Origin of the sequence: Mesorhizobium sangaii, assembly GCF_014207355.1 — a bacterium.
GTDB lineage: Bacteria > Pseudomonadota > Alphaproteobacteria > Rhizobiales > Rhizobiaceae > Mesorhizobium > Mesorhizobium sangaii.
In genome coordinates, this window is record NZ_JACHEF010000003.1 from 298,051 (window position 1) to 323,660 (window position 25,610).

Annotated in this window: 26 protein-coding genes and 2 pseudogenes; 13 read left to right on the top strand and 15 right to left on the bottom strand. The window is 59.9% G+C overall.

The window, feature by feature from the left end:
* Nucleotides 1-112: 112 nt before the first annotated feature.
* Nucleotides 113-1,054, top strand: a complete 942-nt coding sequence (locus HNQ71_RS16480; RefSeq protein ID WP_184873609.1) for an alpha/beta hydrolase family protein — start codon at nt 113-115, stop codon at nt 1,052-1,054.
* A gap of 289 nt (nt 1,055-1,343) precedes the next feature.
* On the opposite strand, the gene HNQ71_RS16485 is transcribed toward HNQ71_RS16480, so the two are convergent.
* Nucleotides 1,344-2,393 carry a LacI family DNA-binding transcriptional regulator gene (locus HNQ71_RS16485; protein ID WP_246461600.1) on the bottom strand — a complete coding sequence of 350 codons (1,050 nt, stop codon included), beginning with the start codon at nt 2,391-2,393 and terminating at the stop codon, nt 1,344-1,346.
* Between the two features lie 146 nt (nt 2,394-2,539).
* Between HNQ71_RS16485 and HNQ71_RS16490 the strand changes: the two genes are divergently transcribed.
* Genes HNQ71_RS16490 through HNQ71_RS16510 form a run of 5 tightly spaced genes read left to right on the top strand, consistent with a single transcriptional unit; the run spans nt 2,540 to nt 7,248 of the window.
* Nucleotides 2,540-3,580 carry an ABC transporter substrate-binding protein gene (locus HNQ71_RS16490; protein ID WP_184873610.1) on the top strand — a complete coding sequence of 347 codons (1,041 nt, stop codon included), beginning with the start codon at nt 2,540-2,542 and terminating at the stop codon, nt 3,578-3,580.
* A 27-nt stretch (nt 3,581-3,607) separates the two neighbouring features.
* Nucleotides 3,608-4,645 (top strand): ABC transporter ATP-binding protein, encoded by a 1,038-nt coding sequence (locus HNQ71_RS16495; RefSeq protein WP_184874376.1) that lies wholly within the window; start codon nt 3,608-3,610, stop codon nt 4,643-4,645.
* Nucleotides 4,642-5,529 carry an ABC transporter permease subunit gene (locus HNQ71_RS16500; RefSeq protein ID WP_184873611.1) on the top strand — a complete coding sequence of 296 codons (888 nt, stop codon included), beginning with the start codon at nt 4,642-4,644 and terminating at the stop codon, nt 5,527-5,529. Before HNQ71_RS16495 ends, HNQ71_RS16500 begins: the two co-directional genes overlap by 4 nt.
* Nucleotides 5,522-6,313 carry an ABC transporter permease gene (locus HNQ71_RS16505; RefSeq protein ID WP_184873612.1) on the top strand — a complete coding sequence of 264 codons (792 nt, stop codon included), beginning with the start codon at nt 5,522-5,524 and terminating at the stop codon, nt 6,311-6,313. The genes HNQ71_RS16500 and HNQ71_RS16505 overlap by 8 nt, the downstream gene beginning before the upstream one ends.
* 14 nt (nt 6,314-6,327) lie before the next feature.
* Nucleotides 6,328-7,248: a phosphorylase family protein gene (locus tag HNQ71_RS16510; protein ID WP_184873613.1), complete on the top strand. Its 921-nt coding sequence runs from the start codon at nt 6,328-6,330 to the stop codon at nt 7,246-7,248.
* 418 nt (nt 7,249-7,666) lie between these two features.
* Here the strand turns inward: HNQ71_RS16510 and HNQ71_RS16515 are convergent, their stop codons facing one another.
* The 6 genes from HNQ71_RS16515 to HNQ71_RS16535 form a co-directional block, all read right to left on the bottom strand.
* Nucleotides 7,667-8,302 (bottom strand): recombinase family protein, encoded by a 636-nt coding sequence (locus HNQ71_RS16515; RefSeq protein ID WP_184873614.1) that lies wholly within the window; start codon nt 8,300-8,302, stop codon nt 7,667-7,669.
* Nucleotides 8,224-8,601 (bottom strand): hypothetical protein, encoded by a 378-nt coding sequence (locus tag HNQ71_RS36065; protein ID WP_484502679.1) that lies wholly within the window; start codon nt 8,599-8,601, stop codon nt 8,224-8,226. The genes HNQ71_RS16515 and HNQ71_RS36065 overlap by 79 nt, the downstream gene beginning before the upstream one ends.
* On the bottom strand, nt 8,589-8,888 hold the full coding sequence (locus HNQ71_RS16520) for a hypothetical protein (protein ID WP_184873615.1): 300 nt from the start codon (nt 8,886-8,888) through the stop codon (nt 8,589-8,591). Before HNQ71_RS16520 ends, HNQ71_RS36065 begins: the two co-directional genes overlap by 13 nt.
* A 400-nt stretch (nt 8,889-9,288) precedes the next feature.
* On the bottom strand, nt 9,289-9,819 hold the full coding sequence (locus HNQ71_RS16525; protein WP_184874377.1) for a cytochrome b/b6 domain-containing protein: 531 nt from the start codon (nt 9,817-9,819) through the stop codon (nt 9,289-9,291).
* Between the two features lie 43 nt (nt 9,820-9,862).
* The gene (locus HNQ71_RS16530) at nt 9,863-10,141 is read right to left on the bottom strand and encodes a PepSY domain-containing protein (protein ID WP_184873616.1); all 279 of its coding nucleotides are present in this window, start codon (nt 10,139-10,141) and stop codon (nt 9,863-9,865) included.
* 106 nt (nt 10,142-10,247) lie between these two features.
* Nucleotides 10,248-10,439 (bottom strand): hypothetical protein, encoded by a 192-nt coding sequence (locus tag HNQ71_RS16535; protein ID WP_184873617.1) that lies wholly within the window; start codon nt 10,437-10,439, stop codon nt 10,248-10,250.
* A 264-nt stretch (nt 10,440-10,703) separates the two neighbouring features.
* Between HNQ71_RS16535 and HNQ71_RS16540 the strand changes: the two genes are divergently transcribed.
* The gene (locus HNQ71_RS16540; RefSeq protein WP_184873618.1) at nt 10,704-11,108 is read left to right on the top strand and encodes an MAPEG family protein; all 405 of its coding nucleotides are present in this window, start codon (nt 10,704-10,706) and stop codon (nt 11,106-11,108) included.
* Nucleotides 11,109-11,397: 289 nt separating this feature from the next.
* Here HNQ71_RS16540 and HNQ71_RS16545 read toward each other — a convergent pair whose 3' ends face one another.
* The 5 genes and pseudogenes from HNQ71_RS16545 to HNQ71_RS16565 all read right to left on the bottom strand — a co-directional run bounded on the left by HNQ71_RS16545 (nt 11,398) and on the right by HNQ71_RS16565 (nt 15,209).
* A complete protein-coding gene (locus tag HNQ71_RS16545; RefSeq protein ID WP_184873619.1) occupies nt 11,398-12,207 on the bottom strand; it encodes a metallophosphoesterase in 810 nt (269 codons plus the stop codon).
* A gap of 16 nt (nt 12,208-12,223) precedes the next feature.
* The gene (locus HNQ71_RS16550) at nt 12,224-13,183 is read right to left on the bottom strand and encodes a diacylglycerol/lipid kinase family protein (RefSeq protein WP_246461602.1); all 960 of its coding nucleotides are present in this window, start codon (nt 13,181-13,183) and stop codon (nt 12,224-12,226) included.
* Complete coding sequence (locus tag HNQ71_RS16555; RefSeq protein WP_246461604.1) at nt 13,147-13,893, bottom strand: phosphatase PAP2 family protein; 747 nt, start codon at nt 13,891-13,893, stop codon at nt 13,147-13,149. The genes HNQ71_RS16550 and HNQ71_RS16555 overlap by 37 nt, the downstream gene beginning before the upstream one ends.
* Nucleotides 13,894-14,396: 503 nt before the next feature.
* Nucleotides 14,397-14,594, bottom strand: a pseudogene (locus HNQ71_RS16560) (hypothetical protein); the annotation flags it as partial.
* Nucleotides 14,595-14,672: 78 nt separating this feature from the next.
* Nucleotides 14,673-15,209, bottom strand: a complete 537-nt coding sequence (locus HNQ71_RS16565) for a cytochrome b (protein WP_184873620.1) — start codon at nt 15,207-15,209, stop codon at nt 14,673-14,675.
* Nucleotides 15,210-15,881: 672 nt separating this feature from the next.
* Here HNQ71_RS16565 and HNQ71_RS16570 point away from each other — a divergent pair.
* The 3 genes from HNQ71_RS16570 to HNQ71_RS16580 are packed head-to-tail and all read left to right on the top strand — an operon-like array spanning nt 15,882 to nt 22,164.
* Nucleotides 15,882-20,528 carry a GAF domain-containing protein gene (locus HNQ71_RS16570; RefSeq protein ID WP_184873621.1) on the top strand — a complete coding sequence of 1,549 codons (4,647 nt, stop codon included), beginning with the start codon at nt 15,882-15,884 and terminating at the stop codon, nt 20,526-20,528.
* Nucleotides 20,525-20,914, top strand: coding sequence for a response regulator (locus tag HNQ71_RS16575; protein ID WP_184873622.1), 390 nt, complete (start codon nt 20,525-20,527; stop codon nt 20,912-20,914). The genes HNQ71_RS16570 and HNQ71_RS16575 overlap by 4 nt, the downstream gene beginning before the upstream one ends.
* On the top strand, nt 20,911-22,164 hold the full coding sequence (locus tag HNQ71_RS16580; RefSeq protein WP_184873623.1) for a response regulator: 1,254 nt from the start codon (nt 20,911-20,913) through the stop codon (nt 22,162-22,164). The genes HNQ71_RS16575 and HNQ71_RS16580 overlap by 4 nt, the downstream gene beginning before the upstream one ends.
* A 101-nt stretch (nt 22,165-22,265) precedes the next feature.
* On the opposite strand, the gene HNQ71_RS16585 is transcribed toward HNQ71_RS16580, so the two are convergent.
* A complete protein-coding gene (locus HNQ71_RS16585) occupies nt 22,266-22,892 on the bottom strand; it encodes a DUF2062 domain-containing protein (protein WP_184873624.1) in 627 nt (208 codons plus the stop codon).
* A gap of 288 nt (nt 22,893-23,180) precedes the next feature.
* Here HNQ71_RS16585 and HNQ71_RS16590 point away from each other — a divergent pair, with 288 nt between their 5' ends.
* Entirely contained in the window at nt 23,181-23,402 is a 222-nt protein-coding gene (locus HNQ71_RS16590; protein ID WP_184873625.1) for a DUF768 domain-containing protein, read from the top strand.
* 115 nt (nt 23,403-23,517) lie between these two features.
* Here HNQ71_RS16590 and HNQ71_RS16595 read toward each other — a convergent pair whose 3' ends face one another.
* Entirely contained in the window at nt 23,518-24,018 is a 501-nt protein-coding gene (locus tag HNQ71_RS16595) for a cupredoxin domain-containing protein (protein WP_184873626.1), read from the bottom strand.
* A gap of 148 nt (nt 24,019-24,166) precedes the next feature.
* Nucleotides 24,167-24,469 carry a cupredoxin domain-containing protein gene (locus HNQ71_RS16600; protein ID WP_184873627.1) on the bottom strand — a complete coding sequence of 101 codons (303 nt, stop codon included), beginning with the start codon at nt 24,467-24,469 and terminating at the stop codon, nt 24,167-24,169.
* A gap of 311 nt (nt 24,470-24,780) precedes the next feature.
* On the opposite strand from HNQ71_RS16600, the pseudogene HNQ71_RS16605 reads away from it, so the two are divergent.
* Together HNQ71_RS16605 and HNQ71_RS16610 are read left to right on the top strand one after the other, a co-directional pair.
* Nucleotides 24,781-24,897, top strand: a pseudogene (locus HNQ71_RS16605) (transposase); the annotation flags it as partial.
* A 516-nt stretch (nt 24,898-25,413) separates the two neighbouring features.
* Nucleotides 25,414-25,575 (top strand): hypothetical protein, encoded by a 162-nt coding sequence (locus tag HNQ71_RS16610; protein WP_184873628.1) that lies wholly within the window; start codon nt 25,414-25,416, stop codon nt 25,573-25,575.
* Nucleotides 25,576-25,610 lie beyond the last annotated feature (35 nt).

Below are 25,610 nucleotides of genomic sequence, written 5' to 3' on the forward strand. Positions count from 1 at the left end.
GTGGCTAGTGGCCGTTCTCTCACCCGTGTTCGCCGCAGACTTCACGAAGCCAGGACAGTTTGCAGTTGGCCTCCAGAAGTTCACTATCCCCGACACTTCTGGCAAACATCCCATGGCTACCATGGTCTGGTATCCCGCCGCCGGTCCCGCACCCGATCCCAACACCGCAATCTTGATGGTGTCGATGGATGCACCTGCTGCAACAACCGGTCCATATCCGTTGGTGATTTTGATCCACGGCCTCGAGGGTACCGGCGGCCTCTACGGCGCCTTGGGTCGGCAACTCGCTTCGTATGGTTTCGTCGTCGCTGCTGCAGACTATGATACCGGATTGCGAGGACCGCTAGATGAAGGAGTTGGCCGGGAAGATCAGTGGACCACTTGGTTGCTTTACGATCGCCCTGCCAACGTGGTCCGAGTGATCGGGTACGCTGATACATTGACCGCCCGGGGCGGCATGCTGGCCGGAATAATCGACACCTCCCGCATCGGTGTTTGGGGGCATTCGAGTGGCGGGACCACTGTGTTCCAGGCGGGAGGCGCCCAAGTCAACTTCAGTGAACTCGACGCATGGTGCGCTGTAAACAAAAACGAGCCATCCGCCAATGATACTTGCAACTTCGTAGGCCACGAGCAGGCGGTCGCGACGCACTTTGGGGTCGCTGAACCGTTTGCAGCGCCAATGCCGCCCCTCTGGGATAAACGCGTAGCCGCTCTCGTCGCCGGAGCTCCGGGCGGCGAGCTGCATGCCCTTGGCGACACTGGCATTGCGGAGGTCAAGGTGCCGACGCTGATAATGTTCGCTTCCGACGATGCCGTTGTGTTGCCTAAAGACAACGCTCTGTGGGCGTATGATCAGATCAGCAGCCAAGACAAGGCGTTGGCCGTATTCGATAGTGGCGGGCACATGATGTTCATGAACTCTAAGCAAGCGAACGCGCTGACCACGGCGTTCTTTCTCGACATCCTCAAAGGCCACCCCGCCGGCAGGCCAAGGCTAATGCCCGACGCTGTTTCATTTCCCGGGCTAAGCTATCGAACGACTATCCACTAGCCATTGACCGTCCAGCGGCGCTAGGGCGCCAGGGCATACCCTCGCTGCAAGGACTCTGGGAGGAGGATTGACGCGCGGGCTGCCACCCTAGTTGCCCTCGGGACGGGGGGTTGTTGAGCCTATGGCAGCTAAGGTCCGCTTTCCTTTCTCGATGTCTGCAAAGCTGTCATTCCGTTTGAGGCCCCAAAGCTGCCGAGCAGCAATGCGCCTCATCTCGGACATAGCGGTAAAGCTACTTGCTCCTCGAAAGCGGACATCGCGGTCGACCAACCGACTTCTTCCGGTCCGACTATTCGCCAGGATCGAACTCACCTTTGAACAAGACTGTAGCGACCGGCCCAAGCGGATTTGCGATCCGGCTCTCCAGAACCTCGATAAGTTTGCGTCCGACACCCGCCATGTCGACGAAATGAACTCCAATCTTCGCCGGCAGGAAGCGCGACAGCCGCGTGCTGTCCCGAGTGACAATGTGGATGTCGCTCCCCGGCGCAAGACCTCTTCTTCCAAGAGTGTGTAACGCCCCGAGAAGGCCCAGTTCGTTGGCGCATGCCAAGCCCGTCGGCGGATCTGACCAGGCCAGCATGCGATCGAACCAGGCTGCGCTCGATTCCATGGTGAACATTCCATGACCGATCAGCGACTGGTCGATCGGAATACCGGCCTCGGCCATTGCCCGTCCGTACCCAGCAAGACGCATGGCACTCGCCTGATCCTCCGGAACGAGAAGTTGCAGCGCAATGCGTCGACAGCCCTTGTCCATGAGTCGTCGGGTCGCCTCGTAGGCAATCTGTTCATTGTCGATGTCGACATAAGCATACGGGGTATCCAGGTCGGTTCTTCCGAACGCGACAAATGGCATGCCTTGATCCAGCAGCAGCTTGACGCGCGGATCGCTTGACACCATGCGCGTGATAATCAGTCCATCTGTGCTGCGCGCCTGAAGCTGCCGCTGCACACTCTCAATGGGATCGTCGTCGGGAGTGGTGGAATAGATGGACAGACTATAACCCGCTTGCCGTGCCGCCAGCGTCATGCCTTCGATCAGGGGAAGCTTCAACAGATCGGACAGATGGTCTTGTGTCTCCATCGGGTATATTGCCGTCATCGTCAGCGTGCGGCCGGTTTTGAGCGCGAAGCCATGATGATTTGGCACATAGCCGACCCGCTTCGCCACCTCCTTGACGCGAACGATGGTCAAGGGATGAACTTCCGGCCCATCCTTTAGAGCGCGCGATACCGTGGTCACCGAAAGGGAAAGTTCCGCCGCGATCTGTTTTAGATTGGCCATGTCGCCCGACCTCATTTGCGAAAGCGCCGGCTGATTTTTGCTGACCGTCATAACGTTACCGGATTCCACCTCACCGTCAATCCGAGCGCCCCCTGTAAGCCGCTTGACTCTGGGGCAGTTGGATGCAATCGTAACGTTACGATTATACCTAAGTGGCTCTTTTGCGCGACATTTCGATACTCTAGGGAGGAGAACCTATGTCCTGGCTACGCATTTCCTTAACAGCATTCGCAATCTCGGCTGCCTTGCCCGTCCATGCTGAAACAGTCACCATCACGACCGCGGGTGGCGATTATGGCAACGCCATGAAGGAAGCCATGTGGGGCCCTGCTGCAAAGGAGCTTGGATACGATGTCCACGAGGAGACCCTAAGCGACGGCCTAGCCGCCTTGAAGATGCAGGTCACCTCGGGTGCGATCACGACCGACGTCATTCATCTAGGCTCACCGGAGGGCGCGCAGGCGGCGGCACAGTCACTGCTGGAGCCGCTCGACTACAAGATCATCGATCCCAACTCCGTGCCGGCCGCTGCAAAGTCCGACTACTGCTATCCGTTCGACTCTTATGGCACCGTCCTGTCGTGGAACACCAAGACCTATGGCGAGAATCCGCCGAAGACGTGGGCGGAGTTCTGGGATGTTGCCAAATTTCCGGGCCGTCGCGCCCTGCGCGCCAATGCACAAGACTCGATCGAGATCGCGCTGCTCTCAGATGGTGTGGCACCCGCGGACGTCTATTCCGTGCTCAGCACGCCGGAAGGGCTAGAGCGCGCCATCAAGCGGCTTGAAGCGATCAAACCAAATGTCGCGGTGTGGTGGACGTCGGGAGCGCAGTCCGCGCAGTTGCTGAAAGACGGTGAGGCGGATTTGGTCATCACCTGGAACGGACGGGCAGAGACTGTGAAAAAAGATGGCGGCGCGGCTGACTACACGTTCAAGGGTTCCGTCATCGGCACCGACTGCCTGGCGGTACCGAAGGGGGCGCCAAACAAGGAAGCAGCCATGAAGCTCATCGCGGCGATGACACAGCCCGCGCGCGTCGCGAAGCTGACCGACTTCATAGCCTATGGCCCGGTCAATCCTGCCGGCTATGAGGGAGGCCTTATTCCCGAGGACCGTCTGAAGACCCTGGCGACCGCGCCTGAAAATGCCGGCACTTCGGTATTTTCGAATGCGGACTGGTGGGTCAAGAATGGCGAGGCTGCCCAAAAAGCCTTCGATGAGATGATGGCCCGCTGAGGCTCAGCTCCAAGGCTGAAGCACATGATGAAGTCGCTCCCGATCACCATCGACAGCGTGCGCAAGACCTATGGATCTTACGTCGCGCTGGACGATGTCTCGCTCGACATTCGGGCTGGCGAATTCCTGACGCTGCTGGGGCCGTCCGGGTCGGGCAAGACCACGCTGCTCATGGCTCTGGCTGGTTTTGTCCGGCCCGATTCCGGTAGGCTCTCGTTGGACGATCGGGACATTACCCGCCTGGCCCCCAACAAGCGCGACATCGGCATCGTGTTCCAGAACTACGCCCTGTTTCCCCACATGAGCGTTCTGGCAAATGTCGAGTATCCGTTGGTGCTGCGCAAGACGCCGAAAGCCGAGGCCCGCCAGCGGGCACTCGACACTCTGGCCCGCGTGAAGCTGGATGGTTTGGCGGAGCGCAACATTGCCGCATTGTCCGGCGGCCAGCGCCAGCGTGTGGCGCTGGCACGGGCGATCGTCTTCGAGCCACGCGTGATGCTGATGGACGAGCCGTTGTCGGCGCTCGACAAGAATCTGCGCGAAACCATGCAGTACGAGATCCGGCGTCTGCACGATGATCTGGGGATCACCACGATCTATGTGACGCATGACCAGCGCGAAGCGCTGATCATGTCCGACCGGGTTGCGGTGATGAATTCCGGCCGCATCCAGCAGATCGATACGCCGCAGCGTATTTACAATCATCCATCGACCCGCTTCGTCGCGGAATTCATGGGCGAGGCCAACATTATAGCCCCAGGCTTGGTGCGAAGAATAGACGGCGCCGATGCGTCAAGTGAAGCTCTGATGATCCGCGCGGAAAGCTTCCATCTTGATGCGAAGCTCGTCGGGCGAGACGGGGTGGCGCTTGAGGGAACGCTGCGCGCCAAGGCGTTTCGCGGCGAGAACTGGCTTTTGACGCTGGCGCTTGACGGCGGGCAAGAGATCCTTGTCTGCATCCCGGCAGCGCTGGCCACTGGCTGCGCAGAGCTCGCCACTGGCCAACGACTGACTGCCTATGCGCCGGCGGCAAAAGTTCACGCGATACCGGGAGCAAGAGCGTGACCGTAATCGCCGATCCTTTCCTGGCAGCAGACGCCCGACGCGAGCGGCGGTTCTTCCTCTCGCTTTCGCTGCCGGCGCTGTTCATCGTTGGGCTGGCGGCGATCCTGCCCATCGTCTGGATCATCCGGCAATCCTTCCTGACCACAGGGGGTGAATACACTGTCGGCAATTACGAGAAGGTGCTGTCAAGCGGACTGACATGGTCGGCGCTCGTCACGACGCTTCAGCTATCCCTGGGCACACTGGCGATCTGCATTCTTCTCGGCACCCCCCTGGCGCTCGCCCTGGCCAGCGCCAGACCAAGGGTGGCCAATTTGCTGATGGCCTTCGTCATGTTGCCGTTGTGGACTTCCATTCTGGTGCGCACCTATGGCTGGCTCGTGCTCTTGCGGCGCGATGGGCTGATCAACGCGGCTTTGACAGGTTCAGGCCTGACAGCCGAGCCATTGCCGCTGGTCTACAACTTCACCGGAACGCTCATCGGCATGGTTCACTACATGCTGCCGCTCTTTCTGCTGCCCGTTTATGCGGCGATGCGCGACATCGACGCAAACCTCGTCCGCGCGTCGGCGAGCATGGGCGCCACTCTCGGGCAAACGATCCGCACCGTCATTCTGCCGCTTTCCGCCGGCGGCATCTTCTCGGGCTCGATCATCGTCTTCATCTATACGATAGGTTTCTTCATCACGCCGGCTGTGCTTGGCGGCGGCAAGGTAAATCCTCTCTCTACCCGGATCGAGCGCACGCTGTCGACCTTTCAGGATTGGGGGTCGGCAAGCGTCCTGGGTATTCTGCTCCTCATTTTAATGGCATTGGTGGGTGTGATGTTCCTGGCGGCGCGGCGGCTGATTGCCGGGCGCAAAGTCGGTACAGGCCATGCTTGAAGCCTACCCAGACAACAGGCTGGCCCGCATCCTTCTGTGGAGCTTTTGCGCGCTCGTAATGGCGTTCCTGATTCTGCCGACGCTAGTCGTCGTCCCGCTCTCCTTTTCGGCGTCCAATCTTCTTGAGTTCCCACCGCGGGCATACTCGTTGCGCTGGTACGAGGCTTTCTTCGGCTCGGCGACATGGATGGCCGCACTCAGGACGAGCCTGATCCTTGGCACATTGACGGCGATGATCGCAGTGCCCCTGGGGCTGCTGGCCTGCATCTCGATGAACAGGCTCGGCGGAAAGGCCGCCGTAGCCATTCAGGGCGTTCTGCTCACCCCGTCCATTGTGCCGGGCATCCTGCTGGCGATCGGTCTGTTCTTTGTTCTGGCGGCGCAACGTCTGGTCGGAACGCTGTTCGGTGTCCTGGTCGGACATGTGGTGCTGGCCATTCCGGTCGCGTGCATTGTGTTGTTGCCCGCTCTGGCTCGCTTTGACTGGAACCAGGTTCAGGCGGCGCGCAGCCTCGGCGCAAACTGGGCGAGAGCCATTGGCGGCATAATTGTCCCGCAACTTCAGATCAGTCTGTTGTCGGCGACGCTGATGGCCTTCCTGACCTCGCTCGACGAGTCTGTGATTTCGATCTTCGTCGCCAGCGGTCAAAACAGCACGCTGCCGAAACTTATGTTCCTGTCGCTGCGCGATCAGATCGATCCGACCATTGCGGCGATCTCGACATTATGGACCGTCATCGTTGTGGCCGTAGTCCTGATTGTGACCCTTCGCCAAAAATCCTGACCGAGACTGGAAACATGCCCACAAATCATCGCGCAGCCGGTGCTCCGGCGGATCAATCAACGGACATACCCCAGGTCGGGTTGGCGATCATCACCGGCTCGGCAAACTGGGGGCTTGCCTTCCCGGAAGATGTCGAATTCGAGGGCGTGCGCACCTTGCGGCGCGACATGAGTTTTGAGACGCCTTTCGGTCGCTCCGACAACTGGAAGCTGCTCGAGTTCGATGCGTCGATTACCGTCGAAGGTAAAGCGAAACGTGCCTTGTGCATGTATTCGCACGGCAATCCCCGCGACCATATCGACCATTCCTGCCATCGCCGCGCATTCTGGGTCTTGATGCAGGCGGCTGTACGACAAGTGCTCGCCTGCTCGACCGTTGGCGCCGTCAACAAGGCGATCCAGCCCGGAGACATGGTGGTGAACGCCGATATCATCGAACTGTCGCAGACCCCGTTTTCACTGCTGCCTGGCCGCCAGAGCTTCGACTGCTCGGGCAAGCAGATCGTATGTCCCAGATGTGCGGCAGTTCTGGTCGAAACCGCCCGCCGTCATTGGCCAGCCGAATTCCGCGTTCATGGCATCGAACAGCAGTTGGTCGCTGCCCACTGTTACGGGCCGCGACTGACAACTCCCGCCGAAGCTCTGGCGTATCGAAACATGGGAGCGGACGTGCTCAACCATTCGATTGCCCCTGAGGCTACCTTATCGCGCGAGATCGGCGCTTGTTTCGTGCCTCTCGCTTTCGTAACGGCAGGTTTCAATGACTATATGGACCGCAATCGCCAGAAATTGCTGCAGGAGGACGTGTTGCCGAACCTCTCTATGACAGCCTCGCGGGTCGCCCTGGAGACCGCGGCACGACTTCCGGCTAATCCCGAATGCTCTTGCCAGTGCTTAAAGACGCCCCAGCCGGCAGAGCGTTCTACCCGGTTCTGAAGCAGCGATGGCGTCTGGATTGGTCACTCACGCCGATGCTGGCGCCGAACCGAGAGTCCGCTTTTGAAGGTCTCATGCTCGAAGCGTCCGGTCCGCTTCCGGCCACATTTCGGTCGTTCAGTGATCACGTAGCGACGATCGCTCCCGGCATATTGCCGGCAGCAATTTCAGAACCTTTGTCCGCCGGAGGCAGTGGAGATCACTGTGAGCAAGCTTGCGAGCTGGGATTTTTGTCGGGCAATCAGAATATCGAGACGGAACGCGGCTATTTAAGCCCCGTCGAGTTCGAGGAGAAATCTATGCTAGCTTAACTGCGTGTCCGAAAAACCGTCAGGGCAGTACCGTTCGTCTACGACTCCATAAGCTCTGCCTCTTGGCGTGGTAAGGATGGGCCGAGTGACTTTGCCACCGACCACGCCTAGAGCGCCCACATGGCCAGGGCCTTCTCCGCTCCAATCCGGTCCTCCCTGATTCTGAGGACCGCCTGCCGCGTCAAGCCCGTGACCTTGGCTATGGCTGATGCACCAGCCCCTGTGCCCAGCATTGTAACCACCGTGTCGAATGCCTCACGGTCGTAGCTCGGCTTCCTGCCACGGTACGACCTGGGGTCGGACTTGGCGTCCTCTATACCTGCCTTCTGGGCTTCCTTGGTGGCGACCGCCTGTGCTTCCGCCGTTGCTGCCATGAAGGCTATCAGCGCGTCCCTAACGGCCTGTTGGATGGGGTCCTTGGTCGCTCCGTCGAACACCATGGCATTGATGACCGTCTTGATCACCACACCGTCACGCATGAAAAGCCGGATGCTATCCGACACGTCCCGATAGTCGCGGCCCAGCCGGTCGACCCAGCGCACCACCAGGGTGTCACTAGGGCGGAGGATGTCGAAAAGCCGCTTTCCTTGAGGTCGCTCCGCCAGCTTGGTCGAGATGCCGGACACACCGTGGTCGGCAATCTCTTGATCAATCTTGAAACCTGCTAGCTCGGCCTGCCTGCGTTGATGCTCAAGCGTCTGGTCGGCAGTTGAGACGCGCGCATAAAAGACTGTCTTGGCCACAGGCCGACTCCTATCCGAAAGGGTTGCGTCCGTTGACTAACTTGTCCGTTGATCCAAGTCAGCCCTAACGGACGCTCTTTAGGAACCCATTTCACACTATGCTGGTTCTTCGTCCCGATTGTCGGGATGAGGCGACGGCAAGCCGCCCTTCCGCGACGGTCGGTACCCGCCCCCCTTGTCGGCAGGCGGCCGGGCAGGGGTGGTTTGTGGGGCCTCTGCACATAGGTCGCCTCGCCGGGATCGTTTCGGCCGCGAATGTCCCCCGTATGGTAGGTCCACGCGACTTTCAGATCGCCGATGTTTTGCGGAGTGAGCTGGGTAGTACGGTCACCGGCCGCAGTGCGGCCGTAAGCCTGCCATTCGCCATCCGGAACGGTGCTTTTAAGGTCTCGCGTCGCGTGCGATCGTCGGCAAAGGTGCCGGCTACATCGTGCGGCGACTGGAACATGGTGTAGACGCCGGCAAGCACCGCGATTACGAGGGAGGCGGCCAAAAGCCGGCTGGTGCCGTTGTATCGGGCTGAGCCGGTGTCAATTCTGTGAAGTGACCGCACCATCGGCGGTAACAGCAGCAGCACGCCGAGCATAATGAGCAGGCTACCGCGCGCCGAAAGCGCCCACCAGTCGAAGCCAACTCCCCTTTATCGACCAGCACAGCGTCACCAGCAGTGCTACGCCATATAGCGCCAAGCCAGCGGGGTGGCGCGTGAAGGTTAGCGCTGCCGAAACCACCAGCGCCGCGCCCCTTGGTAGAACCACGATCCGCCGAGATGAGCGAGCCAGATGCCGCCCGCTAGCAGCGCCGTCCAACAACAAAGATCACGAGTGAGAGAATTATCCGATACATGGGTTCACCGCACCTGCCTGTCGCATGCTCCTCCGCGTACCATTAAGGAGCGTCGCCAAAACAACGTGCTTAATGTCCAAGGACCCCGGGCGTCTTTTGCTGTAACCTCATCGAAACTGACACCGGCCTGGTAAAGGTCGTCAGGCTACGTCCGCGGGCTCAGCTTTGCGTTTTCGCCCCGTGATCATGGCCCGTACCAGGTTTTCGCGATGGCGAAAGCTTGCCAGCGCGACGCCGCCTATATGGAAAAGCACCATCACAAGTAAGCCGTGCGCGCTCAGACTGTGCGCGGTCTCGACCCAGGACACGCCGAAATAGGCGTCCGTTGTCATCAGCCATCCGGTCAGCGCGGTCGATCCCATCGCCCCGATCAGCACGATCACCATCGCGCCGCCGGCGGGATTATGGCCGATATAGCGGGCCTCGCGACCGCTCAGCAACGCCGAGAGGTAGCGTAGCACTGTTGCTGGATCACGCACGAATTGCGAGAAGCGCGCATAGTGAGTGCCAAGAACCCCCCACAAGAGCCGCATCGCGACCAGCCCGGCAGTGGCGTAGCCAGCCCAATGGTGAATGTCCTCCGAGGAATGGGAGGTGAGCCAGGCAGTGACGAAGCTGAGCACCAGCGCCCAGTGGAAACTCCGCACGACCCGGTCCCAGACGCGCACCATCTCTGGAGATGCTCGCGCCTCCGTGGCTATCGAAACGTTCGGATCAATTTTCGCCGGCTTCGGCATTGTCGAGCTTTTCAAGGGTCTCGGCATTGTAGGCCAGGTTCACCTTCTTGCCGGCCTTGTCGACCGCGTAGACTTCGTAGCAGCCCTTCTCGACTTTGATCTGGCGGACGGTGAGGCCCTCGCCGGTTAACTGCGCCTCCAGCGTTGCCTTGGGCTTGAACTGCGATTTCGGGGCGGTGCTGCAGCTGCCGCCGGCGGCGAGCGCCGGTCCTGCAATCGTGGCGGCAAGAGCGGCGAGAACGATTGTGCGATACATGATGGCTCCATTCGGGAGGTTGGGCGCGAATGTTGCGCCTGCCGTTGGGATTTCGATCGGTCGTGTCAGACGGCCATTTCACCGTCATTGGTGCGACATAGCCAATTCAACCTGACAACTGGCTGACAGCTGCAAGAGCGACGTTCATGAACGGGATGAGGACCGGATGTAGAGCACTTCTGCCGCCGTCCGGAAGGACATCGCCATGATAACCACATCGAGGATAGGTGCGCTCGGGCTTGCTGCCGGCAGTAGAGGCGGGAGAGGTGACGCCGGCTGTGACGATCGACAGCTGCATTTCTCTAACCGTGCGAGGACACCGGATAAACGATGAGGAAACCCTTCCAGAACGGGCAGGCGGCTAATCGGCTAATCGTCACCAACTCGCCATCGACACGGTGACCTCGCCCTGAGCTCGATCTCCTGGCCGTTCCATCTTGAACGTATCGCGGCTCGAAGGTGGGAAGTTAAAGCCAATCTATGGCGACTGGCCTCGAACCCATCTCCCTCGCCGACCTAGAGCAAATCAGCTAAAAGGACCGTGGTACATGGGGGAGAGGCAATGTCTGCAACGGCTTACGGTTTGGTCGGGTTCATTTCATGGACACTGATCTTGCTGATCGTGATGGAAGTGATCCGCACATATCTCGTGGTTTCCCGACGGGTGCCTGCTAATGGGTTTGCGCCTGACAATAGCGGACTCTGCCCCTTCATGGAGAGGTTGGCACGCGCTCATGCCAACTGCATTGAAGGCCTTCCAATCTTTGGCGGCTTGCTCGGCGTTGCAATAATGACATCGAGAACGGCGCTTACCGACCCTCTAGCCTTCGTGCTTTTGGGAGCACGCCTCGTCCAGTCGGTTATCCATCTCGTTTCCACCAGTCAGATTGCAGTGAGTCTGCGGTTCACGGCATTTGCCGTCCAGATGGCAATTGGCGCGTATTGGGCGTGCGCCCTTTTATCGTAGAGGGCGTGAGGATCTTGGGATAGCGAAGGTAGCGACCAACCTTTGCGACCATAGCGGAACCACGGCCAACCATGTCTGCGGGTCGCTGTTCATTGTCTTCCCTCAACTGTCAGCCTAGGTAGTTTTCAGTAGGGACAAAACCGAATTTCGCCACCCCCGGATTCGCGCGATTTTTGTGTCACGGATCAATCGGGAAAACAGCCATCCACGCTCAGCCGCAGTCGTTGGGGCAGCGACTTAACGCGGTGTCTCCGTTGCGGATGAGTAAGACGCTGTTCCTGATCGCCCTTCAAGCAGCTTCCCACCCGCGTGGACCGTGCCGAAAGGAATAACTGGCTGAGATCTCGAACCCGGGCCGCAAAGGCTGCCAGGCTCGACACTCGACGGAGATGCTCGGGTGCTCGATGCGAATGATGTTAAACGAATTTGCAGCGTGGCGACGCCGCGATGAAACCGCCGTTCCCGCTTGAATGAGCAGCGCCGCATAGCCGTCGATGAGGTAACGCCTTGCGCTCGAACCGGTGCGGTGAAGATGCTGGTGGCCAGACAATATGATGTCTACGCCGCTGCGCGAGAAGGCATCCATTGCCAGAGCCGCGCGGCCAACGATGCCTTCGTCGCTTTCCAGATCCAGCCCTTCAAAAGGATGATGAGTGACCACGACCCGGGTAATGTCATCGGACATACGTGAGAATTTCTCTGTCGCAGCCGCGAGCTGGCGGACATTGATCCTGCCATCCTTGATTGTCAGGGATCGTGCCGTGTTGATCCCGACGACAGCGACTTCGCTGTCGGCATAGAACGGTTCGGTGTCCGCCTCGATGTAGCGCCTGTAACGCGACAGAGGCGTCGATGCGCGCGCGAAGACATTCCAGAGCGGCACATCGTGATTGCCGGGCACTACGATGCGGGGACCAGGAATAGAATCAAGGAAGGCTCGCGCCTGCAGGAATTCGGCTTTCCGGGCGCGCTGCGTTAGATCCCCCGATACGACGAGCAAATCAGAGTCGACGGCGCGAACCTCGACCGCGATCGCTTCCACAAGCTGGCTCTCCGTTCTTCCGAAGTGCAAATCCGAGAGGTGGACGAGGGTTCTCACTGAAAGCTCTCCGCTGTCACCTATGGCCCCGGCTTCTGGTCATTTTGGCAGGCGCAAGGACCTGCAAGGCAGCTGGTCGAATCTGAAAGTTCAAGGGCATGTCCATACTGACGGCTTCGCCGTCCAGAGAAACCAGCATGGCGTGGCGATGCGATGTGATTTGGAGTGAGCTTGCCCGATAGGTTTCAAGATCTCGGGTGGCGTCGATCATGCCGAACGCGATTTTGAACGGAAGCAATGCCAGTCCAAGCCAGGACTGCTGCTTGACGACGTAAACGCACAGCTCTTTTGACGACAGGCTGCGGCGACGGCCAAGATCGGCGATGTCGTAAAGATTGTTACCAACAAACACACAGGGCGTCCGCAGTCTTTCGCGGGTGCCCTGAGCAGCGACGTGGACAGCCTGCCACGAGGCGGATCTCAACGTTCTCATGAGGGCGGGTCCGATGGCGGCAAGCTTGCCGAACCCACGGCGCCGCTGCTCGGCTGAACGCTTTGCAACAAAGAAGGGATAGATCCCAATCGATGAGTTGTTGAGAAAGACGCGGCCGTTGACCTCGGCGACATCGACTGCCACAGGCTTGCCTGTCGTGATTGTATCGATCGCCGCTGCGAGGTCGAGAGGCACACCCAAATCCTTGGCAAAGTGGTTCAATGTGCCGAGCGGAAGGACACCGAGCACCAGATCGGTCCCCGCCAGCGCGGAGGCTGCGCTGCTGAGGGTGCCGTCGCCACCGCCCACCACCAATATTGATCCATGGCCGGACTTCGACTTGTTTTCGTCGACGAAGCGCTGAGCCAGCTCTCCAACCTCTCGCCCAACCACCAATCGGACATCCGCCTCGACGCCACGTTCGGCGAACTCATCCCGTACGGCTCTCTCTATGTCACCCTTGTGCGCCGCAGCGCCGGCATTTTTGTTGATGAGGGCCAGGACCTTCAAGTTTCCACCCGCTTCGGCCTTTCCTGAAACCATAACGCGGCTATCCAACACAGGATCGCCCAGCCAGAACCAATGCACCATCCCGCCAGGACATCTGTGGGATAGTGGACCGCGAGATAGACCCGGCTTATTCCAACGGCCACCGTCAGAAACACGGCGATGGACATGAAATACACGTTGAGACGCAGTTCCTGATTTGCGTGTGAAAGGAGAGCGCCCACGGTCAGGAACGCGATCGCCGAAAGCATTGCATGTCCGCTCGGGAAGCTTGCCGTGAATACTCGCGTGACATGAGGGATCTCTGGCCTGGGCCGGTTGAAGCTCAGCTTGAGGATCGTGCCAAGCAGTTCACCGCCAACCACCGCCACCGCCATCCAGATGGCGAGAGCCCGCTTGTGGATCAGAAGAAGATAGACAACCCCTGCCAGCAACACGAAGCCAAGAAACACCACGCTGCCCACTGAGGTCACATCCCGGGCCGCTTCCTGAAGCCATGGCGGACCGATCGGGTAGGCCGGATCGGCTGCGCGAAGAGCCGACATGATGGCCAGGTCGAACTTGGTCGTGTCACCTTCCAGGACTTCCTCTGCCAGCACCCCGAAGCCGAAAACGAGGCATGCTACAAGCATCGCCGCAACAAGCCTGTTTTTGCCTTGCGCGGACGCACCGCTGATTTGACATGGCGGGCGAGGCTGGTAACTCCCTAGGCGCCGGCGCTCGGTATCTGGGACTGGTTCGCTCAAGCGCAGCACCTCGATCTATAGTCCACAACGGCTTCGTATGAACCAGGTTCCCCAATCATAAATGCGGTCCAGACCCCGGTCCACGCGGTTGGCTGACCGGCTGCATGACGCACCCGGCTAGCTAACCCCTTGCTTGGGGGCGCATGTGTGACGGGAATACCTGCGCAAAGAATTTGAGCAGGTTGACTGTTCCAGCAGTAAAACTGTCTTCCTAGCTCGCCGGGGAGCAATTTCGCTGCCGCTATTGTCTGAATCTCACATATAATCCTCGCCTTCGGTGTCTCTCCAAAGCCCGGAAAATTGCGCCAGCCGACGTATTCGAGGGATGGGCAATTGACAAGCGCACGGCGCCCGAATGGAGTTCTGGATGAGGGACATCGCCTTTCCATGTTGGGACAGTGCCCATCCAGAAGGCATCCACTGCGGGTGAAAACTTCGCCGCATAGAGCGGTTCGGCAGGCGGCGCGGCAAATTTAACTTCTAGCTCCGCCTCACGAACTGGCGCTGGCGGCGAGAACGGCCGCGAACACGATCAGGATGATGGCCGTGCGGATTAAGGTCGCGAAATCGGAATTGATGTTCTCGATGCAAACCTTGGCGAAAATTGCCGTCAGCGCGGCGAAAGTCGGTGATAGCAGCGCCCAGAATTGCCAGAGGAAGCGGCCAGGTTCATTTCGATGACCTCGTGGATGGCGTCCCAAACCTAGATACCTCGAAACGCGAACCACCTGACGCCAAGATCACTGGACCCTGCCCGTGGCGTTAGCGCCCACAAAGGCTCAACCCTTTGGGAGCATTCTCGTCAAAATTGCATCGCGGCGGATGAAATGATGGTACAGCGCAGCCAAGGCATGCAGGCCGACGGCTATCAGAATGCCATTCGCGCACAATGAGTGAAGTTCTCGGATCGTGCGAGCCGTAGTTCGATCAGGTGGAAAAGGAGCCGGGACCGTGAACAGGCCGAAGAAGCTCAACTCGTTGCCCCTGAACCAAGTCAAAAGGATACCTAGGACAGGGATCGCAATCAATAATGCATAGAGGACAAGGTGACCAAACTTGGCCGTCGCCCGCTCTGGCGCCGACATCTCATCCGGAAGACCGGGGGCTCCTTTCAGGCCGCGCAGAACGACCCGCCAAAGCACCAGGCCAGCCAACAGAAGGCCAAACGAAATATGCAGCCGCCAGATGGAATCGACCGTAGGATCGCCACGAGGCAACAGGTCCTCGCCGAAGGTCAGTGCGTAGAGCAAAAGGACAAGCACGAAGAGAGACCAGTGAAGAAACTTCTGGGTGGAAGTGTACGCGGGAGATGTCATCCGACGAGGGGCTCCTGTTAAAAAGGATATCCTTCTTCCGTTGGCTTCCTGTCAGACTTGTGGCCGCCAAATTACGGTTTTGTAACGATCTCGCCCCCGGTCCTGCCTTCAACGGTGTCCAGCCGCGCGGGGCTTCAACGGTGCCTCCAATAGGCGCTCGCACTCCCGGCGGGTTCCGGTTCGCTAACTTTGGTGCCCCCGACTTGCCGTCTGCCTGTCCTAAGCCAACAACGGTCAAAGCGGCCAGCAGTCCAGCTGGCTGAGTCATAGCGGTGTATGATCGCAATAGCCGGTTGGATTTGGACGACAACCCTGAAAGCCGAACTAGCGCTTGCCGACCACAACTGGCGATCTGCCGTGCGCGCACTCGTTCTATCAGTCACGATGTATGCTTCCGGATGATGATGATGGGGCACCGCGGGGAACACTTGACGACCGACTGGTAGGTCAAAGTGCGAAGAAGCGGGCACTCAGCCTACGACCCCCATCTCGGACGTATTCCCTATCTGCAACAGCTCCCAAAGCCGACGCTCAGGTGCATCACCAAAGCGGCCGAGCTGCGTCACAAACGGACGTTGCAGGTCACCAAACTTGACGCTGGGCTGGCCAAAGCCGACACTCAGCAGAGAAAAAAGGAGCGCCTCAATGGGAGGGCCCGACTCCGACTCTGAGATGACGATCAGCTCGCTTCGATCCGAGTTGACAGCGGCGCGCGAAGAAAATCAGGTACGCACCGCGGAGGTCGCCAATCTCCTTGAACAGCAGAATGCGACGAGTGCGATCCTCAGGGTGATCGCCGCATCGCCGACCGACATCCAACCCGTCCTGCAGGTCGTGGCGGAGAGTGCTGCGCGCTTTTGCGACACCTACGACGCCGGCATTTTCCTGGCGCGAGACGGAACACTATTCCCCAAAGCGCACTACGGACCCATCGCCTTCGACTTCGAACCGATGCCGGTCGCACGCGATTGGGTCTGCGGTCGCGCCTTCGCCGACTGCAAGACTGTGCATGTCAACGACATAGCAGTTGCAGGTGCGGAGTTTCCTGTCAGCCAAACACTTGCCGAAAGGCTTGGCCACCGCACGATGCTCGCAACACCTCTCATGCGTGACACCGAGGCGATCGGCGCGCTCGTCATCAGGCGCATCGAGGTCAAGTCTTTCAGCGAGAAGCAGATCAAGCTGCTCAAGATTTTCGCCGACCAGGCGGTCATCGCCATCGAGAACGTGCGCCTGTTCGACGAGGTGCAGGCGCGCACGCGCGATCTCGGCGAGGCGCTGGAGCAGCAGACCGCGACCGCCGAGGTGCTCAAGGCAATCAGCCGGTCGGCCTTCGATCTCCAACCTGTACTGCAGACGCTGGTCGACTCGGCAATACGCCTGGCCGGGGCGGACATGGGCGCAATCACGTTGCGCGTTGGCGATACGTTGCGGTTCATGGCAGGCGGCGGGCAGGCTGCTGAGCTGCATGCATACGAACGAGCCAACCCACATGTCGTGGGACGAGGGACGTTCCAGGGCCGCGCCGCGCTGGAGGGATTGACGATCCACGTGGCGGACGCGCTTGAAGACCCGGAATACGAAAGGCCGGAAGCGGCAATCATGGGCAGTTTCCGCGGAGTACTTTCTGTTCCGATGAAGCGGGGTCAGGAGACCATCGGCGTATTCGGCTTGGCGCGGCGGACGATCGGGCTATTTTCACCGCGTCAAGTCGAACTGGTCGAGAGCTTCGCCGACCAGGCCGTGATCGCGATCGAGAATGCCCGGCTGATCGAGAAAGTCGAGGGGCACAATCGTGAACTGGCCGAGTCGCTGGATCAGCAGACGGCGACGGCCGAAGTGTTGAAGACGATCAGCAGTTCGGTGTTCGATCTCGATTCCGTGCTGCATACGCTTGTGAAGTCCGCGTCCGACCTCTGTCATTCCGGGATGGGCTACATCTATCTTCGCCAGGGCGACGTGTTGCAGCCGACGGTACAGATCGGATGGAGCCAAGAATTCCAGGACCACATGAATAACCTCCCGGTCACGCCGGGCCGGGGCAGCATCGCCGCCCGTGTTGCCCAGAGCGGGTCCGTAGAGCAGATTACCGACGTTCTCGACGATCCGGAGTATACCAACATCGAAGGCCAGCGGCTCGGCGGCTTCCGCACCCTGCTGGGCGTTCCGCTGATGCGTGACGGCGCCGTGACCGGCGTCTTCGTCCTCGCCCGTTCGTCGGTCTCGCCGTTCAGTACGCGCGAAATCGAACTGGTGCAGACATTTTCGGATCAGGCGGTCATCGCGATCGAGAACGTGCGGCTGTTCGAAGAGGTGGAGTCCCGCAACCGCGACCTAGCCGAGTCGCTGGAACAGCAGATGGCCACCGGCGCAATATTGCAAGTGATCGCCGGGTCTCCTACGGATATTCAGCCTGTGCTGGACGCCGTCGCTGAAAGTGCCGCTCGGCTCTGCGACGCCTATGACGCAACGATCTATCTGCTGCGCTCCGACAGGCTGGCTGTGGGAGCGCATCACGGACCGATTCCGATTGACAGTGCTGGCTTGCCGGTCGCGCGCGACATCGTTACCGGCCGCGCCGTATTGGATCGGGTTCCGGTCCACGTTCACGACTTGACGATCGCTGGAGAGGAGTTTGCAACTGGCCGAATGATGGCTCAACGCCTTGGTTTTCGCGCGATTCTCGCCACTCCGCTGTTGCAGGAAGGAAAAGCAATCGGAGCGCTTATGATCCGGCGCATCGAGGCGCGGCCCTTTAGCGACAGCCAAATTGGCCTTCTCAAAACTTTCGCCAACCAGGCTGTCATCGCAATCGGCAATGTGAGGCTCTTCGAGGAGGTGCAGGCTCGCACCGCCGAGCTTGGCGAAGCATTACAGCAGCAGACCGCGACCGCGGATGTGCTCAAGGTCATAAGCCGCTCCGCATTCGACCTGCAGAGCGTCCTGCAGACACTTATCGATTCTGCTGTGAGGCTCTGCGGTGCGAAAACGTCTGGCATCTTTATGCGGGACGGCGATGTCTTCCGACTTGCGGCAGGCTACGACCAAACCCCGAAGTATCGCGCGTATGAAGAGGCGAATCCGAGTCCGATGAGCCGACAATCCTGGGTCGGCCGAACAGCACTCGACAAGGCAGTCGTCCATATTCCGGATGTTACCAAGGACACCGAACATGGCCTTCCCGAAGCTCCGCGACTCGGAGGTTATTCGGCTGTGCTCTGTGTACCGCTCATGCGCGAAGGATCGGTAATTGGCGTCTTCGCAATGACGCGGCCCGAACCCGGGCCCTTCACCGAGAGCCAGATCGAACTTGTCCAGACCTTTGCCGATCAGGCGGTGATCGCCATCGAGAATGTGCGCCTGTTTGAAGAGGTACAGGCACGCACGGCGGAACTGAGCGAGTCACTGCAGCAGCAAACGGCGACTGCGGATGTGCTGAAGGCGATCAGCCGCTCGACGTTCGACCTACGGGCAGTGCTCGACGCTCTAGCCGAATCGGTGACCCGGCTGTGCGAGGCGGACAACGCCTCGATCGTGCGTGAGACGGACGGCAAATTCGTCGAGGCTGCAAGTTACGGCTATCCGGCCGAGCTCGAGGAATATTTCAGCGGCTTTGTGCACGTCCCGGGGCGCGGCACCGGGGTCGGCCGAGTCCTGCTCGAAGGCAATGCCGTCCAGATTCCGGACGTGCTGGCTGACGCCGACTACACGCTGTGGGAAGGACAGCGGCTCGGCGGATACCGCACAGTGCTGGCCGTGCCGCTGCTGCGCGAGGGGGTTCCAATCGGCGTTTTCTCACTCACCCGCTCGACGGTGCGGCCCTTCACCGAAAGGCAGATCGAACTCGTAGAAACCTTTGCCGACCAGGCAGTGATCGCCATCGAAAATGTCCGTCTGTTCGACGAGGTACAGGCCCGCACGGCGGAATTGAGCGAATCGCTGCAGCTGCAGACGGCAACGGCGGATGTTCTGAAGGCGATCAGCCGTTCCACATTCGACCTGCAGCCGGTTCTCGACACGCTGGCAGAATCAGCGGCCAAGCTGTGCGACGCGGACACGAGCGTCATCTTCAAGCGTGACGGCGATCTTTACCGGTGGTCGGCCGAGTACGGCAATTTGCCTGAAGCCGCGACTTTCGCCAAAGCCAATCCCTTCGCCGCCGGTCGCGACAGCGTCACCGGAAGGGTGGCCCTCGAAGCCCGCGCCGTCCACGTTTCGGACGTCCTCGCCGACCCGGACTACGGGGCAACGCAGCTTCAGAAGCTCGGCGGCTACCGGACCATTCTATGCGTTCCGATCTTGCGCGAAGGCGCGCCGGTCGGCGTGTTCGCGCTGACGCGGTCACAGGTGCGGGACTTCACGCCGAGGCAGATCGAGCTCGTCGAGACGTTTGCCGACCAGTCCGGCATAGCGATCGAGAACGTCCGGCTGTTCGACGAGGTGCAGGCGCGTACCCGCGAATTGTCACGCTCGCTCGAAGATCTGAGGACCGCGCAGGACCGCCTCGTGCAAACGGAGAAGCTCGCCTCACTCGGCCAGTTGACCGCCGGTATCGCCCACGAGATCAAGAACCCGCTCAACTTCGTCAACAACTTCTCAACGCTCTCCGGCGAACTCATCGATGATTTGAACAGTGTGCTGGCCGGAGCGCCTTTGGAGGCATCCGTGCGCGAAGAGGTCGGCGAGCTGACAGCCATTCTCAAGAGCAATCTCGACAAGGTGGTCCAGCACGGCAAGCGGGCCGATTCCATTGTCAGGAACATGCTGCTGCATTCGCGCGCAGGTTCAGGAGAGCATCGTGCGATTGACATCAATGCCATCGTGGAGGAGAGCCTGAACCTTGCCTATCACGGGGCGCGCGCCGAAAAGCCGGGATTCAACGTCACGCTGACGCGGAATTTCGACCCGCAGGCGGGGGATGTCGATCTCTACCCGCAGGAGATCACGCGGGTGCTTCTCAACCTCATCTCCAACGGCTTTTATGCAACAGCCAAGCGCAGCGCCGCGGCGAATGGCGCGGGCTATGAGCCGACGCTCTCCGCCACCACCATGAGTCTCGGCGACCGTGTCGAAATCAGGATCCGCGACAACGGCACCGGCATTCCGCCGGAGGTGAAGGAGAAGATGTTCAATCCATTCTTCACGACCAAGCCAGCCGGCGAGGGTACCGGGCTCGGCCTGTCGCTCAGCCACGACATCATCGTCAAACAGCATGCTGGCACGATCGACGTCATCAGCCAGCCAGGCGAGTTCACCGAGTTTCGGATTGTGCTGCCGCGCGCTGCGGCCTCGCTCGCAAAATCGGGAGGTGAAGAATGAACCTCCTCATCCTGGTCGTCGACGACGAGCCCGACGTCGAGCCGCTGTTTCGCCAGCAGTTCCGCCGCGACATCCGAGCCAGCCGCTTCACCATGGAGTTCGCGCAATCGGCGGTGGATGCGTTGGAGCAGATAGACCACGCCGAAGGGGTGACACTGATCCTGGTGCTGTCCGACATCAACATGCCCGGCATGAGCGGGCTCGAGCTCCTGCCGAAGATCAAGGTGCAGCGGCCGGACGTCCCGGTCATCATGATCACCGCTTATGGCGACGCCGAAACCAAGCGCAAGGTCTTGGAGAACGGCGCCGAAGCGCTGCTGACCAAGCCGATCGACTTTGCGGCGCTCAGGCAACAGATCGAAACACGGCTGGGAATGGTGGCGTGACGGCGCGCATCCTTGTGGTCGACGACGAGCCGGACCTTGAGGTCTTGATCGTCCAGAAGTTCCGGCGTCAGATCCGCGACGGCGCGGTCATTTTCCTGTTTGCCAGCGATGGTGTGGACGCCCTGTCCGTCATCGACGGCAACAGCGACATCGACATGGTGCTGTGCGACATCAACATGCCCCGTATGGACGGTCTTTCGCTGCTGGAGAAGCTGCAGCAGGCCGAGGGGCAGCAGCTCTCGACGGTCATCGTCTCCGCTTACGGTGACATGGCCAACATCCGCACTGCGATGAACCGCGGCGCCTTCGACTTCATCACCAAGCCGATCGACTTTGCCGACTTGGAGACCACGATTGCCAAGACCTTGAAGCATCGCGAGGTGCTGCACGAGGCGCATCGGCGGCAAGCGGTCGCGGAGCGCGCGCATGCATCGCTGTCGCGCTACTTCTCGCCCAATCTTGCCGAGCGGCTGGCCGGCGACGCCGACGGGTTGGCGCTAGCCGGGCAGTGGCGCGAGGTCGCCTCGCTGTTCACCGACATTACCAGCTTCACCACGCTGGTGGAAACGATCGACCCCGCCACGCTAGGCGCGCTCCTCAACGACTATTTGGCCGGCATGACTGACGTCGTGTTCGCGCATGAAGGCACCGTCGCCAAGATCGTCGGCGATGCACTACATGTGCTCTTCGGCGCTCCTGGCGAGCAGCAGGACCATGCGGCGCGCGCGGTTGCCTGCGCGCTCGAGCTCGACGCGCTGTCGCAATCGTTCCGCGATAGCTGGCGCGACAAGGGCGTCGCGGTCGGTACGACCCGCATCGGCGTCCATGCAGGTCCGGCGCTGGTCGGAAATTTCGGCGGAGGCCGCTTCTTCGACTACACGGCCTATGGCGACACTATCAATATCGCGGCGCGGCTGGAAAGCGCCAACAAGCAGCTGGGCACGCGTATCTGCGTCAGCGGGAGCGCGGCTGCAAGGGTCGACGGCTTCCGCGGACGGCCGGTCGGCGATCTGATACTGCGCGGCAGGGCCGAGGCGCTGCGCGCGTTCGAGCCTTTGTCGTCAAAACAGTATGATGATCCTTCGACGGCGAGCTATCTCGAAGCCTTCGGCAGATTGGAGGCGGGCGATGCAAACGCGGTTACGGCTTTCGCCGCGCAGATCGGCAAATGTCCGGACGACCAGCTCGCCAGCTTCCATCTTAAGCGGCTGCTCAACGGCGCCAAGGGAACGCGGATCAGCCTCGACTGATGTGGTCAGCTACCAAGCTCTGGGTCTCGACGAGAGCTGAGCCCTTTCGGCGTTCAAGGCGCGCATCGCCAGGAACTGGTGGACGCTAAGATCGTCGAACATCAGGGCAGGATCGCACCAGAACGGCGATGTAGAGCAGGCAGAGGGGGCGATAACGCGTTGTCTTCTTGCTGAACGGGCCGGCTCCCCTTTTCGGCCAGTCGCTTACGCCTCTGTTCGCGGAAGGCTGTCATGCCATAGCGCGTGATGCCATAGAACAACAGGCCAAAAATCAGCCCGAGTGGCACCGCGCCGAACAGCATGGGCTTTAGCACCGGTTCCCACAGTTGCGAAATTGAAAGGGTTTGCAACATCTCACTCAGATGGGCTGGCGGGCCGTGACGTCGCAGGTGGTTGTTCAACATGATCTTGCCGGTCTCCCAGGACGCTCCTACAACAAGTGGGAAGGTCAGCGGATTGCCAAAGACAAATGTTCCTAACCCTCCCGCCACCATGTTTCCTGAGATCAGCCAGCACACAATGGCGGCAATGGCGAAATGGGATCCTACCGGAAAGAATGACGCGAAAACGCCCGCCGCGACCCCAGCCGCGACGGCGTGCGGAGTGGCGTTCAGCCGGAGGATGCGCTTTGAAAAATATTGAAGCGAGCGCGAGAACGAGCGGCGCGGCCACATATAAATGCGTAAGCGCTCGAAGCGACCATCAGGATTTCGGCGTCTAAAGAGCACTCTCTTGCCCCCTTACAACGCAGTCTGGAGTTGAACGGATTGATGTCGTCTCTCTCAAAAAAAACGCAGCCTGTGCTGCTTTGTTCCGAATTTCTTATTAGCCGCGAGACCAATAGAAAACGGTAAACGCGGATAGCAATGACTAATCCCTCGTCGCCCCGCGCGGCTCTGGCAAACCCAAGAGCCTAGCAAGCGCTCTGGCCGCCCGCCACCTTGCGCAAATGTTCGTGTCAACATAGCTGGGTCACGCGCGCTGCTGTGGATCAGTTTGAAAATGGCTGCTCTTGGATGAGCACGCGTGGCAACGACTTTTGTACAAATGGATATTGCGCAAACGTTACAGAAGCGGCGGGCGCAGACATCATTTCAGTTGCCGAGCTCACGCAAAAGCTGTTCGCCGACGCCAAGTCGATAGGCATCTCAAGCACAGAGATCGAGGAAGACAGCGGCAGCGTCTATAAGACAATCGTTGACGCCATCGTGCATCACGAAGCTGGCGTGGCGGATTGACGAGCGGATGACCGACAAGCCCGTAACAACCTACGTCGTGAGCGTTTTCGAAAAGCCGCATTGGCGTACGCCGAAGGCGAAGCACTAAGAGATTCTGCAGAAACAACGGCCTTCCTTATGGATCGACGGTGAATTCGGCCCACATGCCGGCTCCATAGTGACCAGGCACGTTGCAGATAAGCAGGTATTTTCCAGCCTTCAGATCGACGGTCAATGTGCCTGATTTGCCGGGATCGAGTTCCGAAACTTCGCCCTTGTCGCCAGCCTTGTCTTCGTCGACCCGGTTCTCGTTCTCAAGATAGGGAAGCGGCTTGCCAGGTTCGGCAAGGTACATCACGATCATTTCGTGGACCGTGTCCTTGGAGTCATTGATCACTTTGAATGTGACCTCCCCGGCCTTCACAGCACCCGGCGAAGCCTTGATGCCCATGGTCGCTTTGGCGATATCGAGTCCTTGTGTTGCATAGGCGAGCCCCATTGCCATCTCAGTGCTCGCGCCCTTGTCCCACAGCGATATCTGGACAAGCGAAGCAGCCTGGACGGCGCCGGCATGGCCGGCCATCAGTATTGTGGCAGCAGCGAGCCCGAGCGCTGCCCTTCTCAATATACTTTTCATGACGATCTCTCCATCGGGACGGCAGCGGAGGCGCTCTACGTCCCCGTCACTATTCGTTCATGAAGGTCACCCACCGTCCTTGCGCCAGATCAAACCGCGCGCCACCATGCGCCTTGCGACGGCTCGGATGCTCGGGCTCGAGATGCCGCTATTTCGTCGCGACCGTGCCCTTCATCGAGCTGTGGATCGCACAATGGAATGCGTGTGCGCCGGCAGCTGATATCTTGACCTTGGCACTCTTGCCTGTGGCGAGATGGCCAGTGTCGAAGGAGCCGTCGAGCGCGGTGGCGGTATGCGTCATCGAGTCGGCATTGGTGAAGGTGATGGTATCGCCAACGGCGATCGAGATTTTCGACGGGTTGAATTTCATGCCCTTGATCTGGACCGCATGATTCGCGGCGTAGGCTGGCATGGCAAAGGCAAGAAGAGCAAGAACGAGCATGGTGCGCATGATGGATTTCCTCCTGAGCGCGAACCCTCATCCTACGCTAACGCTGGCGTAAGGCCTGTTATGCCCACGAAGCCGAAACTTTTTTTGCGCACGCGTCGTGCGGGCGTTGAGGTTCCTCCGCGAGCCCTGCATCTCGTTGCCGTCGATGATGCCGCTTCGCCTTCGCGCAGCTAACCATCCTGCGGTCGCGCCTTCCGCAGCCTCACCCCGGCGCCGCCGCCATTCTCGGGGATGAACTCTACGCCAGCCGTTTCGAGGGCGCGTTCAATAGCGGCTAAGATCGCAGCGCTCCGATCTGCTTCAGCCCATATCTCTACCGCGCACGCAACCGCGTAGAGCGGTTCTTCAACAAGATCAAGCAATGTCGTTGGGTGGCAACGCGCTACGATAGGCTTGCCGCCAACTACCTTGCCTTCGTTCAACTCTAATCAGGCTATGGCTGCGCATTAAATGAGTCCGCGTCCTAGCTGCTAATGGAACGGAAACGGCTATTCTCCAGACGCCGCGTCTAATCAACTAGCACGATGAACGGTTTGTGCTTCGGCCGTTCGTGCCAAATGACTTGACGCAGATCGGGCATGTCGACCGTCTGGCCGCAGCTAATGACCAATGCGCATGACGTGAATGGCGCGGGTCCTGTGGCATTACTTGTCACCAGCCTTGGCTGAACACGACCGTTCCGTCGTCTTTGCGGACTTCTACTGAGACCACGCCATCGTTCCGGCGTCTCGCCGGGAGCATGCTGGTCGCATGGCCCTTGGCGGTCTTATAGTCGTTGAACGGCGTCTGTCCCAAGATGCCTGTCTTCGTGTACCAAATCACTGTGTAGGCCACCATCACCCTCCAATGTACTGCCGAGCCTAAAGCGGACAAGCCGGCCCAATAAAGACCGGCTTGTCCGCAGCCGAAAAAGCTCGCGCAAACTGAGTACGTTATGCACTGTGATGGACGTGGTGGACGTGGTGGATGTGGTGGATGTGGTGGTAATGATGGTGGTAATGATGGATGTGGTGGTAATGATGGTGATGATGGTAGTTTGCCGGCTGCTTGTCGTGAAGGCGATGCGGGTTGGCGGCGTTTGCCACGCCCACGGCCAGTGGCAATGAGAGGGAGAGTGCCGCTGCGAGGGCGTACATCAGGG